11 protein-coding genes are annotated in these 13,530 nt (G+C 61.7%); 4 read left to right on the top strand and 7 right to left on the bottom strand.

What is annotated here, in order from left to right:
* Nucleotides 1–221 precede the first annotated feature (221 nt).
* Complete coding sequence (locus FHW92_RS26110) at nucleotides 222–353, bottom strand: hypothetical protein (RefSeq protein WP_282599798.1); 132 nt, start codon at nucleotides 351–353, stop codon at nucleotides 222–224.
* 234 nt (nucleotides 354–587) lie between these two features.
* Nucleotides 588–794: a cold-shock protein gene (locus FHW92_RS18050; RefSeq protein ID WP_168604005.1), complete on the bottom strand. Its 207-nt coding sequence runs from the start codon at nucleotides 792–794 to the stop codon at nucleotides 588–590.
* A 310-nt stretch (nucleotides 795–1,104) separates the two neighbouring features.
* Between FHW92_RS18050 and FHW92_RS18045 the strand changes: the two genes are divergently transcribed.
* Nucleotides 1,105–1,614, top strand: a complete 510-nt coding sequence (locus FHW92_RS18045) for a YaiI/YqxD family protein (RefSeq protein ID WP_168604726.1) — start codon at nucleotides 1,105–1,107, stop codon at nucleotides 1,612–1,614.
* Here the strand turns inward: FHW92_RS18045 and FHW92_RS18040 are convergent.
* Together FHW92_RS18040 and FHW92_RS18035 are read right to left on the bottom strand one after the other, a co-directional pair.
* Nucleotides 1,606–3,144, bottom strand: a complete 1,539-nt coding sequence (locus FHW92_RS18040) for a tryptophan halogenase family protein (RefSeq protein WP_168604652.1) — start codon at nucleotides 3,142–3,144, stop codon at nucleotides 1,606–1,608. The genes FHW92_RS18045 and FHW92_RS18040 overlap by 9 nt on opposite strands.
* Nucleotides 3,134–3,856 carry a SapC family protein gene (locus tag FHW92_RS18035; protein WP_168604651.1) on the bottom strand — a complete coding sequence of 241 codons (723 nt, stop codon included), beginning with the start codon at nucleotides 3,854–3,856 and terminating at the stop codon, nucleotides 3,134–3,136. The genes FHW92_RS18040 and FHW92_RS18035 overlap by 11 nt, the downstream gene beginning before the upstream one ends.
* 63 nt (nucleotides 3,857–3,919) lie before the next feature.
* Between FHW92_RS18035 and FHW92_RS18030 the strand changes: the two genes are divergently transcribed.
* On the top strand, nucleotides 3,920–4,915 hold the full coding sequence (locus FHW92_RS18030; RefSeq protein ID WP_168604650.1) for a cupin-like domain-containing protein: 996 nt from the start codon (nucleotides 3,920–3,922) through the stop codon (nucleotides 4,913–4,915).
* 61 nt (nucleotides 4,916–4,976) lie between these two features.
* On the opposite strand, the gene FHW92_RS18025 is transcribed toward FHW92_RS18030, so the two are convergent.
* Nucleotides 4,977–7,907, bottom strand: coding sequence for a TonB-dependent receptor (locus FHW92_RS18025; protein WP_246870249.1), 2,931 nt, complete (start codon nucleotides 7,905–7,907; stop codon nucleotides 4,977–4,979).
* 40 nt (nucleotides 7,908–7,947) lie between these two features.
* Nucleotides 7,948–10,371, bottom strand: coding sequence for a glycoside hydrolase family 3 protein (locus FHW92_RS18020; RefSeq protein ID WP_172249321.1), 2,424 nt, complete (start codon nucleotides 10,369–10,371; stop codon nucleotides 7,948–7,950).
* Between the two features lie 152 nt (nucleotides 10,372–10,523).
* Between FHW92_RS18020 and FHW92_RS18015 the strand changes: the two genes are divergently transcribed.
* The gene (locus FHW92_RS18015) at nucleotides 10,524–11,573 is read left to right on the top strand and encodes a LacI family DNA-binding transcriptional regulator (protein WP_246870248.1); all 1,050 of its coding nucleotides are present in this window, start codon (nucleotides 10,524–10,526) and stop codon (nucleotides 11,571–11,573) included.
* A gap of 4 nt (nucleotides 11,574–11,577) precedes the next feature.
* Nucleotides 11,578–12,855 carry an MFS transporter gene (locus tag FHW92_RS18010; RefSeq protein WP_168604648.1) on the top strand — a complete coding sequence of 426 codons (1,278 nt, stop codon included), beginning with the start codon at nucleotides 11,578–11,580 and terminating at the stop codon, nucleotides 12,853–12,855.
* Here the strand turns inward: FHW92_RS18010 and FHW92_RS18005 are convergent.
* Entirely contained in the window at nucleotides 12,852–13,490 is a 639-nt protein-coding gene (locus FHW92_RS18005; RefSeq protein ID WP_168604647.1) for a TetR family transcriptional regulator, read from the bottom strand. The two genes, FHW92_RS18010 and FHW92_RS18005, sit on opposite strands and share 4 nt — an antisense overlap.
* Nucleotides 13,491–13,530 lie beyond the last annotated feature (40 nt).

Here is a 13,530-nt window from a genome sequence, read left to right as displayed (position 1 = left end):
ATTCTCGGTGCTACTCAACATATTTAAGGCCCCCTTTCAGACATCTTGCGAAGTCTTGGAAAAGGGTGACTAGCGGGGGACCCTGCCCGCCAATTACCAATCCATGGTTGGTGGCCGGTAATTTCGTAAAATAGAGATTATTATGGGGACGATGCCCAAATCGGGCCAATTGTCCGGTCAATAGTCCCCACGGGATCGCACCCTTGGGGACAATTGCTCAATCAATCCACCATATCGGCCACCAATCTCTGCATTTCGGCGGGGGTGAGGACGCCCGACGGCAGCGGGTTGGCAAAAGAGCGGTGCATGGAAGAAGATTTCAAAGAAGCGATAAATTTCAGAATAGTAAGCATATGGATTGTCAAAAACTCAGGTAAGCGGCGGCCTCTTGGCCGCGTAAGGATGGGTTGGGTTGAATAGGCAGCGGCCCTCCCCGGCCAGAGGCGGGGCAGAGGGCATTATGGGCTGCATTTCCCGTGCCCGGCCGCGATCACGCAGAGCGGATCAAGCAGGCCAGACACGGGCCGCCGCGTCGAAACGCGGCGGACAGTCACCGGCGCCCCTGCGGACGCCGGCGAACACTTGAATCAGGCAGAAACCAGATTGACTGCGGACTGCTTGCCGCGACGATCGGTTTCGACCTCATAGCTGAGACGCTGGTCCTTGTTCAGCGTGGCCATTCCGGCGTGCTGAACCGCGCTGATGTGGACAAAGCTGTCATTGCCGCCATCTTCGGGCGCAATGAAGCCATAACCTTTGTCAGTATTGAAGAACTTGACGGTGCCGATGGGCATGGGTGTTTCCTTTTCACGAAAACAAGAGAACCCACCCGCAAAAGCGCGGATGGAGCTGGCAGCATGTGAAAGGAAGGATAACCGAACGAATCGGAGTCAAATTCCGTCGCAGGCGACGTTAGCAATGCTCCATATAGGTGGGCCTTTTGCAAAAGTCAATTTAAGCGGAACAAAATAGATTGCGCGATTATCGTGGCAACTTGGCGCCATATAATTTAGGCGCCAAACCATCCAATTTGCCCGACATCCCCACGCGGCCTGTTTGCAAGGCATCGTGGATCGTCGAGCGCCTTTGCCGGAGTTTCATCCCATTTCCGCGCCCGATTCCAGCCCCGCCACAGGATCACGCCACGTCCTGGTCGACGCCGATGCCTGCCCGGTGAAGGAGGAGATCTACAAGGTCGCGCTACGCCATCAGGTACCGGTCACCATCGTCAGCAATCGCCCGATCCGCGTGCCGGATCATCCCCTGGTGCGCCGTGTGGTCGTCAGCGATTCCTTCGATGCCGCCGACGACTGGATCGCCCAGGCCAGCGGACCGGGCAGCGTGGTGATCACCGCCGATATCCTGCTGGCCGATCGCGCGATCAAGGCGGGCGCGATGGTTCTGGCGCCGACGGGCAAGCCTTTTACCGCCAGTTCGATTGGCGGGGCGATTGCCACCCGCGCAATCATGGCCGATCTGCGCGCCGGGGCCGTGGGCGATGCCATCGGCGGGCCGCCGCCTTTTTCGAAGGCGGACCGTTCGCGCTTTCTCTCCGCACTGGATGAGGCGCTGACCCGTCTGATGCGTGGGATGCAGGCGGGCCGATCAGTCTGATTGCACTTGGCCAAGCCAATCGCGGTTTGGCCCAAGAACCCGCCCAAACCGAGCGGCCAATGCCCTCACCTCCTCCAGATCGCGATGGTGGCTTCCAGCCCCCACCCTGCCCGTAACGGCGGCATCAGACGGAGCGGGATCGCGCATACCATAGAGGATATATTGATAGCTGGCCGGACCAAACAACTGACAGGTCAATGGAAAGTCACCACCGATCGGCGGGCGGTCTTGCCAGATCCGCAAATTGTCGCGCAGGGAAGCCGGGATCGAGCGCGGGTCACGATTGGCCACCCAAAAGGGCTCGCTGCGGTCGCTCAGCACATAATGCAGTTTGAGAAAGTCGATGGCATCGCGCCATAGTTGATCGATTTTGCGGTTAAATCGCCCTGCCTCAATCGCCATGACCTCGCGGTCAAAACTCAGGTGCTCGGCCAGATGGTTGGCCGACACCTCAATCATCGCAATGCTGGAGGCTTCGAGCGGCTCGACAAAGCCCGATGACACGCCGATGGCCGCGCAATTGGCAACCCAGAACCGTTCACGATAGCCCGAATTGATGGCGATACGGCGCGGCTCTGCGGTCAAGGGCCGCCCCGAGATCGCGCGGACATAGCGATCAAGCCGCTCGCGCGCCTCGTCATCCGAACTGTATCGGCTGGAATAGACATAGCCCACGCCGCGCCTTGTGGTGAGGCCGATATCCCAGATCCAGCCCGCCTCCTGCGCCGTGGCCAACGTGACCGAGGCAATCGGGCTGTCGGGTTCGGGATAGGGCACCTGAATGGCCAGAGCGGTGTCGACGAACAGCACATCGCGGCAATTGACCAGCGGCACCTTGTAAACCCGGTCGATCAGCACGCCATGCTGGCCGCTGCAATCCACGAAGAAATCGCCCGCCAATTCGCCATGACGGGCGGTGTGCAGGGCCAGAATTGCCCCCTCGTCATCCATCCGGCAGCCTTCCACATCGTCGCAGAGATAGCGCACGCCCAATCGCGCGATGCAGTGTTCCTTGAGGAAACCGGCCACTTTGCCCGCGTCAAAGTGATAGGCGTAATTGCCGATGCCCTCAAACTCCGGGCTGCTGCGCGTCTTGGGCGCAAGGCCCGCGCGGCACAGGGCGGTCTGGAAGCAGACGGCCTCGTCAAATCCGGTCGTGGGCGCGGCGAGCCATGCAGAAGCCAGATCAACCTCGCCAAAGCGGTTGGGCGGGGTGAAGGGGTGGATATAGCTGTGCTCGCCCGTCGCGCCCTTCTGTCGCCATCCGACGAATTGCGAGCCTTGCTTGAAGGTCGCATCGCAGGCCGCCAGAAATTCGGCCTCGCCGATGCCCATGACCTGAAGGCTCTGGCGGATCGTCGGCCATGTGCCCTCGCCCACGCCCAGAATGGGCACACCGGGCGATTCCACCACCGTGATGCTCAGATCACGGCGCGAAGGCAGGCCAAGGCGCGCCGCCAGAATACCCGCGGTCAGCCACCCCGCCGTACCGCCGCCCACGATGATGATCGAGCGGGGATCAGAGGACATGGGGCGCCCTCCCCCGGTTTTTGCGCAGGATGAGATTGGCGATCTGGCCGACCGAGGCCGCCTGTTGATAGACCCAGCCCAGATAGCCCTGTCGGTGCAGATCGACCATTGCCTCGGCGGGTAATTGTGCCAGACGCGCCTCGGCAATGGCAAAGAGGCCCGATGGATTATGGCTGACCCCGCCGCCCAGATCGATCCGCACATCGACCGGCTCGATCAGACCCAGCGCATCGAGCGCCGCGGCATAAGCGCTGCCCTGTTGCGCGCCCTTTACCAGCGCTTCGAGGGAGTCGATGATCGCCTGCAAACGTTCGGATGGGCGCCCATCGGAGAAGAACAGCACATCGCCGCCCGCGCGGGTCAGACGCGGACTGTCGAGGTCGATCATCAGGCTGTTACGGTCGGGATTGGCGGGGCTTTGCTGCACGGCAAAGGGTTCGCAGCGGCGCACGAGCGGGACATAGGCCGCATCCCAGCCATCGTCGGCCAGAAACAGATTTTCCTCTGCGGCAAAACCCAGCATCGCGCCCAATTCAAACGCACCTGTGATAGGAGAGACGCGGAAAAACAGCGGATAGGAATTGACCAAAGCCGGAATTTCCGTGGGCACCACACCCACCATGCCCAGCCCATCGCCCAAAGACGCACCATAGCCATTGGCAAGGCGCAACAAGCGATGTTCTGCAAAGTCCAGTGGAACGAAATTTGCCATAATTGATTGACCCATCCCCAAAATATAATATTATTCACCAAAATATTTTGAAAAGATAATTATATGAATAATATGTCGGAATACTTTGACGTAACGCCTCAGGCCTTCCTTGAAGAAATAAAGCCGATGGCGCAGCCCGCCGTATTGAAGGGCGTCATATCCTCATGGCCTTCTGTTCTTCTCAGCCCTGACGGCTTGCTTGATCATCTTTGCGCCATCAGCTCCGGTCTTCCCATCCCTCACTTTGTCTGCGATCCGGTTCATCGCGGGCGGTTTTTCTATGAGTCCGGCTATACCAGCTTCAACTATCGCAAGGAACTGACCCCCATCGCCGATTTTGTCGCGCGCCTGCGCGCCGAGGCGGCCCTTGCGGAGCCATCCGCCCTGTTCGCCGGATCGCTGGCGCTGGCCGGATATTTCCCCGGTTTTGCCCAGAGCCACGACATCACGCCCTTCATCCCGGCCAGCCAGTTTCTGCAATCCATCTGGATCGGCAACCGGACGATGACCGCGCCCCATTATGACAATGTCGAAAACATCGCCTGCGTGGTGGCGGGGCGGCGCCAATTCACCCTGTTTCCCATCGAGCAATTGCCCAACCTCTATATGGGCCCGCTCGACCTGACGCCTGCTGGCCAACCGATCAGCCTGGTCGATATACGCGCGCCTGATTTCGAGCGCTTTCCCCGCTATCGCGAGGCGGAGGCGCATGGATTGACCGCCATTCTCGAACCGGGCGATGCGATCTATATTCCGACCTTGTGGTGGCATGGCGTTGAATCGCTCGATAGTGTCAATGTCATGGTCAACACATGGTGGCGCGATGTGCCGGCTTATTTTGGATCGCCGATGACCGCCTTGCTCTCCGGCCTGCTCACCCTGCGCGATTTGCCCGAAGATCAGCGCGCAGCGTGGAAGGTGGTGTTCGACAATCTGGTGTTTGAAACCAACGGTCCGGCCTTCGACCATTTGCCCGAGGCGGCGCGCGGCCCCTTTGGCACACTCACCCGGAACAGCGCGGCGCATTTGCGCGAAATGCTTTTGCAGACATTGGCGTGAAAAAAGGGAGCCGCCCCAATCAGACATTGAGGCGGCTCCGATCCGGTTCAGCTCTCAGGCCTCACAGCTTGACGCGCACGCCCACCTGATAGCGCCCATAGCCCTTGGCGGCATACAGGAACTGGTTGGTGAAGCGCCCATACTGGTTCTGCGATGCGCCCAGGATATTGACGGCATCGATGAACACCGTGGCGTGGGGGGTGATGTCATAGCTCGCGCTGGCATCAAGCTGACCATAGGCCGCGGTATAGGTCGGCTGGTTGGCATAGAGCGGCTGGGACAGCGCGGCCAGGAACGCATCGCGATGGTTCCATGCAACGCGGGTCTGGAACCCGTTCTTTTCATAGAAGCCGACGATGTTGTACGACTTGCTCAAACCGGGCAAGGCGAACTGTTCAAGGATATTGGTGTTGTCATAATGCGCGCCGCCTGCAGGCAGCGACACGTTGGCCTGAAGGCCAAAGCCGGTATCGCCAAACACATACTGGCCCGCAAATTCAAAACCATGGATGTTGACCGTCGGCCCGTTGCTGGGCTTGGTCAATTGCCAGGTGATCAACGGATCGTTGGGCTGGCCGACAAAGGCCTGCTTGCCGGTATCGGCCACCATTTGGGCAAAGATATTCTGCGGGCTGGCCTGTTGCCCCGCGGCCAGAACCTCGGCCGTCGCCTTTTGCGCCAGCGCGCCTGCCGAGGAATCGGTCAGGCCCGGAATGGTGACATTGCTGGTGGTCTGGGTAATGAAGTTCGACACCTGCTTGACGAAATAGTTCGCCGAGAAGTAGCTGTTATTCTTGATATAATATTCGAACGACAGGTCGAAGTTCTGCGACGTATAGGGCAGCAGGCCCGGATTGCCCGACGAGATCGTGCGGTTGCCCACATGTGGGTTGGCATTGACCACCTGCGTCGAGACAAGCGAGGTCAGATCCGAACGGGTGATCGTCGTGCTGTAGGACGCACGCGCCACCAGTCGCTTGGTGATCTGCAGGCTCATGTCGATGGCGGGCAGGAAGTCATTATAGCTGCTGCCAGCGGTATAGATCTGCGCGCCGGGCAGGAACTGGGTCTGGAACTCGGTGGGGTTGTTCCAGGTGACGGACACCGGCGTCTGCTGAAGACTGGCCGAGTTGACGCTGGTATGTTCATAGCGCACACCCGCCTGCGCCCGGAAGCGCATGCCGTTGAAATCGGCATCAAACTGCATCTGGGCATAGGCCGAGAAGGTGCGCTCCTTGATCAGATTGTCCGTGGCGGGAACGGTGCCATAGCCATAGCCCGAAGGATAGGCGGGCGCCGGGCCGGTGCCATTGTAATTGGGCAGACCCGCCAGTGCCTGCGACACAGCGAACGGATTGAAGCTGTAGAAATAGGGCACCAGAATATCTTTGCCGCCGCCCGACATGCCGTTCAGCAGCGAGGAGGAATTGACCTTGGTGAACAGCGACGAGGGCAAGGCGCCGTCAAGACGCGGATCATAATAGCCGTTCGAGATATTGCCGCTGTTGTAAACGGTAAAGCCCGTCTTGGTCTGCTTGTAGTTCACGCCCACCTTGATGGCGCGCAACCCGCTGTCGCCATTGTTGCGCCATTCGGTTTCCAGCTTGGCCTCATCGACAGCGGTGCGCTGGCGGCTGAGATTGTGCTGGCCAAACAGCGGCGTGATCAGCGAGGTATTGAGATTGTTCACATTATACGGCGACTGGAAGGTCCAGGTCGTCGTGGGGATGGCGGTCTTGGTCGAATCAAAGATCTTGTTGATCGAATAATTCTGGTCCTGACCCACGATGTAGAACTGGGACTCGTCGGTCGAATTGTTGACCGAATGATGGGCGTCGGCCGTAATGGTCAGATTGTCGAACGCCTGCCACTTCACATTGCCGCCCAGCGAGCCGAGCTGGTTGCGCTGCTGGTCGTCGGTGCCGGTATAGGACAGGTCGGAACCGGCATCGACCAGATTGGTCATCGTGCCGTTCTTGTCGATGGTCGCGCTGCTCAAGGCGCCGCCATAGCCAAACCATGCGCCAAAGCTGTTCTTGAGCGCGTGGTCCTTATACAGCGCATAGGTGTAGTCGATGGTGCCCACGATCGTGTCGGTGGGCTTGAATTGCAGCACGGCCTGACCGTTGATGCGGATGCGGTGATGGTTTTCCACCGCCCAGTTGGCGTCCTGCGGCGCCCAATAATTGCCCTGCGGGTTCGTGTTATTATCAATCAGCGCCGCGTTGCCGAAGTCGCTCTTGGCGGGATCGGAATTTTTATGGAGGTTCAGCCACCCGCGCGTATAGGCCGACTGGACTTGGCTGTCGCGCTCGGAATAGGAGCCGTTGAGCAGGACGCCGATGCGATCATCGGCAAACGTGTCGCTGACCAGACCAGAGAATTCCGGCGTCACATGGAAGCCTGAGCGCGACGTGTCATCCGTGCCCTTGACCTGCGCCGACGCGCGCAGACCATTGTGGTCGAAGGGACGCGCGGTGTGGATGTCGATGGTCGAACCAATGCCGCCCGAGGCCACATCGGCGCGCCCGGTTTTGAACACATCGATGCCCGACACGCCATCGGCCGAGATATTGGCGAAGTCAAAAGAGCGCGTGCCGCCGGTGCCGCTGCCCGGCATCGAGCGGCCGTTGAGCGTCACCAGATTGAACTCCGGCCCAAAGCCGCGGACGGTAACGCGCGAGCCTTCGTTGTTCGAGCGGTCGATCGAAACGCCCGGAATGCGCTGGATCGATTCGGCCAGGTTGGTATCCGGCATCTTGCCGATATCTTCCGAGGTGATCGCATCGACCACACCTTGGGTGTTGCGCTTGATGCCCACGGCATCGGCCAGAGATTTGCGCAGACCCGTCACGACGATGGCGCCGGGTTCTTCGGCGGCGGGCGTTTGCGCGCCCGTCGCGGCCTGTTGGGCCTGCGCGGCGCTGGCCCCGCAGGCAAGAACGATGGCGACCCCGGCAAGCGAGACCACAGTTTTTTGTATCTTCCTCATGACCATCCTCCTGATAGATGTTTTTCTTCAGAGCTTTTCTTCAGAACTTCGCTTCGGTGCAGCTGGTGGTGGCCCCGCCGGGGCGCACCTCGATCGTGGCGATTTTCATGCCAAGCGGCGCGCCCACGTTCAGATCGACCCCGGCGATGGCGCCACCGGCTTTGCCCGCCAGACAGGCGAGCGGGATACGGGCAGTCTGCCAACCGCGCCCCGCCGCCGCGCGCAGCGTGGACGCGAGGTCAACCTGGGTCCCGCCCGCGCCGGTTTCCGTAATGCCGGTCAGAGTGACGGGGCCGCCCGGCGCCTGGTCGATGGTGTAGCGCAGCACGACCTCGCCCGAGGTCGCCCCGGCAAAGGGCTTCATATTGGCAACGGGCCAGCTCAGCCGCAGATCGGCGGGGCCTTTCCAGATCAATTCGCGCGCATCCTCCTGCGCCGAATAGTCAAAGCCCAGCACGCGCAATTGCTTGCCCGCGCCCACAAAGCCATGCAGCAGCGTTTCGTCCGCGCCCTCACGGATACTGGCATCGACGCCAGCGGCCAGACGCTTGTGAAACACCTCGAACGTGCCGCTGGCGCTGGCATTGAGCGCCGCGCAGGTTTGGCCCAGCACAGGCAGACGCGGCGCGGGTTGGCGATAGCTGCCGCCATAATTCACGCCGAACAAAGGCTTGCCGCTGTCATCGCAGGTAGCGGGCCAATGAAACGGCAGACGTCCGGTAAAGTCGGTCTTGCCGCCGATCAGCACATCGGCAATCCCCTCGCCCTCGCTGCCCGGCAACCACGCCGCGACAAAGGCATCGGCCAGCGCCAATTCACGATTGACCCACAAGGGGCGCCCGGACAGCAGCACGGCCACGGTCGGAATATGCGCGGCCTTGAACTTGCGCAGCAGGTTCAGACCTTCCTCGTCATGCAGCGCATGATCGGGCCGGTCGCCCACAAATTCGGCATAGGGCTGTTCGCCAAACACGACGATGGCCACATCCGGCCGGGCGGAATAGCTGCCGTCTGCCGCGAGGGTGGTCTTGGCCGCCGCCTTGGCGATGCCGCCATAAATCGAGGTCGCCCCGGGGAAATCGGCATTCGTCAGATCGCCGCCGCCCTGCCAGGTGATGGTCCAGCCGCCAGCCGCCTGCGCGATATTGTCCGCCGCGTGTCCGGCCACCAGAATGCGGGCCGAGGATTTGATCGGCAGAATGCCATTGTTTTTCAGCAGCACGAGCGACTTGGCCACCGCCTCACGGGCCACGGCGCGGTGCTCGGGCGAACCCAGAAGCTCCCACTTGCCCGCCAGTTCACGCTGTGCGGGCGCGGGCTTTTCAAACAGGCCATCGCGCAATTTAACGCGCAGCACGCGCCCCACCGCCTCATCCAGCCGCGCCATGGGGATCGTGCCGTCGCGCACCTCGCGCAGCAGATTGTCATACAGCGCGCGCCAGTCATTGGGCACCATGAACACATCCAGCCCGGCCAGCAGCGATTTCGGGCAATCGCCGTTGCTGCATCCGGGCACCTGCCCATGAGCATTCCAGTCGCCCACCAACAGCCCGTCAAAACCCATCTTGCCGCGCAGCAGATCGGTCAGCAGCGCCTTGTTGCCATGCATCTTTTCGCCGTTGATGCTGGAAAAAGAGGCCATGACCGTCTGCGCCCCAGCCTTGATCGCGGGGATATAGGCGCTGGCATGGGTGGCGATGATTGTGTCCAGATCGCCGCGCGTATCGCCCTGATCGACGCCGCCCGTGCCGCCATCGGCAAAGAAATGCTTGATGCTGGCCAACACATGGCGCTGATTAAGGAAATCCTTGGTGCCCAGCTTGCCCTGCAGGCCCTCGACCTCGGCCACGCCCATGCGCGCCACCAGCGCGGGATCCTCGGAATAGCTCTCGTAAGAGCGGCCCCAGCGGGTATCCTTCACCACAGCAAGCGTCGGCGCAAAGGCCCAGTCGATGCCGGTGACCGCGATCTCTTGCGCCGTGGCCGCGCCGATGCGCTGCACCAGAGCCGGATCATGCGCCGCGCCCAGCCCGATATTGTGCGGAAACAGCGTCGCGCCAATGATGTTATTGTGCCCATGCACCGCATCCGTGCCCCAAAAGGGCGGGATGACCGGCTCGCCTGCCGGCAGCGGCTCGGTGCCTGCGCGATACATCGTATCGGCCAGCGCCAGCCATGCCGGAGCCAGAGCCTTGTCATTGCCGCCGGGGCCGGAATTGCCGCCGTTCAGGATCGTGCCGAAGCGATAGCGGCGCATATCCTCGGGCGTGATCGAGCCGATGTCGGGCTCAACAAGCTGCGCCACCTTATGCTCGACGCTCATATGGGCGAGCAGATCGGCAATGCGCTGCGTTTGCTGGTTTTGCCCCTGCTCCTGTGCCTGCCCCGCGACGGGCATCCCCATCGCCATAGCAGCCAGACTCAGGCCGCAGATCAGCCCCTGACGGGCCCATTGCCGGTTCATTGCGCTCTCCCTTGCCGCCGCATTGGCGGCCGACTCATTGTGCGAGAGAGCGAATAGCCAAGATTGAGAGCGTTCACAACATATTTTGTGAACGCTCTCAATTGGCTTGCGATGATGGCCCTTTGTGGGGATAACCGCCCAAAGGGATCACGATGCACAAACCTGCCAAAGTCACGATCGAAGATGTTGCCGCCGCCGCCGGTGTCTCGCGCCAAACGGTGTCGCGGGTCATCAACAATGGCCCCAATGTAAAACCCGCCGTGCGCCAGCGGGTCGAGGCGATGGTGGAACAACTGGGCTATGTACCCAACCTGTCGGCGCGGCGGATGGGGGGCGCGCGCTCCTATCTGATCCTCTCGATCAATGACCGCGCGCGCACCTTTGAAAACTGGACATCGGGCCGCGGCAATGACTGGGTCGATCAGATGCTCTATGGCGGCATGAGCGAATGCGAACGCCACAATTACCATATGGTGCTGGAATTGATCGACACCGATGCGGGCACGACCATCCCGCAAATCGCGCGCGCGGTCGGTTCCCTGCGCCCCGATGGCGTGATCCTGACCCCGCCGCATTGCGACAATCTGGAACTGGTGGACTGGCTGGAGCGGCAGGGAATTCCCTGTGCTCGCGTGGGCCATTACGAAGGCGGCAATTTTGTCGATGTCTATATGGATGACGAAGGCGCCATGCGCGAAGTCACCCGCCACCTGCTGGAACTGGGGCATCGCTCCATCGGCTTCCTTGCCGGGCCTCTCAATTACGGGCCCTCGCAAAAGCGCCGCAAGGCTTTTCGCGAGGCTTTGGCCGAGGCCGGGATTCCGCCCGAAGCCGGGCCGATCGGGGCGGGCAATTTCTATTTCGACATGGCGGTCAGCGTGCTGGAAACCATGCTGGCCGCGCCGAGCCCGCCCACTGCGATCATTGCCGACAATGACAAGATGGCCTTTGCCGCGCTCCATGTGGCGGCCGATCTTGGCCTTAAAGTCCCTGATGATCTCTCCGTCATCAGCTTTGAGGACACGCCGGGCGTGCGTTTCAGTGTGCCGCCCCTTACGGCGATCCGCCAGCCCACGGCGGCGATGATCGGCAAAGCCTGTGCCCAATTGATCGCCCTTTCCAAGGGTGAGGAAGGCATGGGCGCTTTCGAACTCCCGTATGAATTCGTCGTGCGCGCCACCACCAAAGCACCGCGCGGCTAAACCGATGGTGGGCAAAAGACCTCTTTCGGTGGGCGAGGCCTTCTATGTTCTGGCCTATATGGGCGCCAATATCGCCTTTATGCCCTTTCTGGTGCTGCTCCTGCCGCGCCGGGTGGCCTCGATCGGGGTTGCGGCGGGCGGCGAACATCTGCTCGCCATGTTGGTGCTGGCGGGCGGGATCACCGCCAGTCTGGCCAATATTGCGGCGGGACAGATCAGCGACCGCGCGATGACCCGTCGCGGCAACCGTCGAAGGGCCATCGCGGGCGGCCTGGCCTGCCTGTTCGCCAGCTACGGCGTGCTGGCTTTTTCATACAGCCCGCCGGTGCTTGCCCTGGGGGTCATCGCTTTTCAGATCGCGGTCAACCTGCTGCTGGGGCCGATAGGGCCGCTGATCGCGGATTATATTCCCGATGAGCGCAAGGGAAACATCGCCGGTTTCCTCAATTGCGGCGTGCCGGTGGCCAATGGTTCGGTGGCCGTCATCGCATGGGCCGCGCCGGTTGATGGATCGACCGGGTTTGCCTTCACAATCGCGCTTGTCGCCGCCTGCGTCTTGCCGCTGCTGGTCTTCTGGCCCTTTGGATCGCCTTTGAAACCGCAGCCTGCGCCCATGCCGGTGGGCGATGCGGGTGGACGGACGCCGCTCCTCCTGCGTAATCTTGCGCTGGCCTGGTGGGCGCGCTTCTTGCTGCAACTGGGCGCGGCCTTGCTGACCAATTATCTCTATCCCTATATCGCGTTTGTGATGCAGGGGCCGATGGCGGCCAGCCGGTTGACGGCCGATACGGCGGTGGGCTGGCTGTCGCTCTGGGCCGCGCTTGCGGCCTGCTGCGGCGCGGTGGCCTTTGGCCGCCTGTCCGACATGCTGGCCGACCGGCGCAGCCTGATGATCGGCAGCGCGCTCTTGGCCGCGCTGGCGCTGACGGGTTTTGCCACGGCGCCGGGATGGTGGATGCTGGCCGTGGCCTATGCGCTGTTTCATCTGGCGCAGGCGGCCTTTTTCTCCGTCGAGGCGGCCTTTGTTGCCGAGATCATCACCTCCTCGCGCAAGAAGGGGCGTTGGTTGGGTTATATGAACCTTGCCAACACCTTGCCCGCGGTCCTCATCACCCTGCTGGCGATGCAGGCCAGCCACCAGAATGTGCTTGGCTCCGCAATGCATCTTGTGCTGCTGGTCTGCGCATCGGCCTGTATCATCGCTGCCGGGCTGTGTTTTGCCATGCGCGACCATCTCGGCTTTGACGGCTTGGTGCCGGATACTGCGGGCCGATATAATTAAGTCGCGGCCCCGTCGACGCCCAACCACGCCAGATAGGCACAGAGCATATCGGCCAGTGCCTCCGTCCGGACCAGACGTTCGCCCTCATCACGCAGGGACAGCGGTTTGCCCAGCGCCTTGAAGGCGGCCAGCATCGTGTCGGCAGCAACGCGCAGCGCATCGTCCGACACGCCCGGCGCGGCTTCACGCAGCAGGCCGAGCAGCGCCCCGCTCCCCTCGCCTTGCGCCGCCTGCGCCTCGGGCTCGTCGCGATAGAGCGGTGCGGCATCCTCCAGCGCCTGACGCATCTGCGCCTCCTCGGCCTCGGAGGCGATAAAGGCGCGCACCACCGCGCGCAGCCGCTCGGGCGGCGGCACAGCAGTATCGGCCAGCATGGCATTCAGCATCCCGCGCGTCTCGCGCCATTCGTCGCTTTGCAGGCGGAACAGGATCGCGGCCTTGTTCGGAAAATATTGATAGAGCGAGCCGATGCTGATCCCCGCCCTTTCGGCCACACGCGCAGTGGTAAAACGCGCCGCGCCATGGGTGGTCAAAACCTGAGCAGCGGCCTGAAGAATCGCCGTCACGGCCTGTGCCGAACGCTGTTGCTGCGGCTGTTTGCGCGAGGAAAGACGGGGGTTTGCGGGCGTATCCATCGCTGATCCTGCCAATGCGATTAGAAAAGATGAGTAATTG

Origin of the sequence: Novosphingobium sp. SG707 (genome assembly GCF_012275515.1) — a bacterium.
GTDB lineage: Bacteria > Pseudomonadota > Alphaproteobacteria > Sphingomonadales > Sphingomonadaceae > Novosphingobium.
Note: the sequence above shows the minus strand (reverse complement) of the source record. Positions and strands in the feature narration are given on the sequence as shown.

Excerpts from the sequence above, each read along its gene's own strand:
- FHW92_RS26110 (WP_282599798.1), bottom strand. The coding sequence starts at position 353 with ATGCTTACTATTCTGAAATTTATCGCTTCTTTGAAATCTTCTTCCATG.
- FHW92_RS18050 (WP_168604005.1), bottom strand. The coding sequence starts at position 794 with ATGCCCATCGGCACCGTCAAGTTCTTCAATACTGACAAAGGTTATGGC.
- FHW92_RS18040 (WP_168604652.1), bottom strand. The coding sequence starts at position 3,144 with ATGTCCTCTGATCCCCGCTCGATCATCATCGTGGGCGGCGGTACGGCG.
- FHW92_RS18035 (WP_168604651.1), bottom strand. The coding sequence starts at position 3,856 with ATGGCAAATTTCGTTCCACTGGACTTTGCAGAACATCGCTTGTTGCGC.
- FHW92_RS18030 (WP_168604650.1), top strand. The coding sequence starts at position 3,920 with ATGAATAATATGTCGGAATACTTTGACGTAACGCCTCAGGCCTTCCTT.
- FHW92_RS18025 (WP_246870249.1), bottom strand. The coding sequence starts at position 7,907 with ATGAGGAAGATACAAAAAACTGTGGTCTCGCTTGCCGGGGTCGCCATC.
- FHW92_RS18020 (WP_172249321.1), bottom strand. The coding sequence starts at position 10,371 with ATGAACCGGCAATGGGCCCGTCAGGGGCTGATCTGCGGCCTGAGTCTG.
- FHW92_RS18015 (WP_246870248.1), top strand. The coding sequence starts at position 10,524 with ATGCACAAACCTGCCAAAGTCACGATCGAAGATGTTGCCGCCGCCGCC.
- FHW92_RS18010 (WP_168604648.1), top strand. The coding sequence starts at position 11,578 with ATGGTGGGCAAAAGACCTCTTTCGGTGGGCGAGGCCTTCTATGTTCTG.
- FHW92_RS18005 (WP_168604647.1), bottom strand. The coding sequence starts at position 13,490 with ATGGATACGCCCGCAAACCCCCGTCTTTCCTCGCGCAAACAGCCGCAG.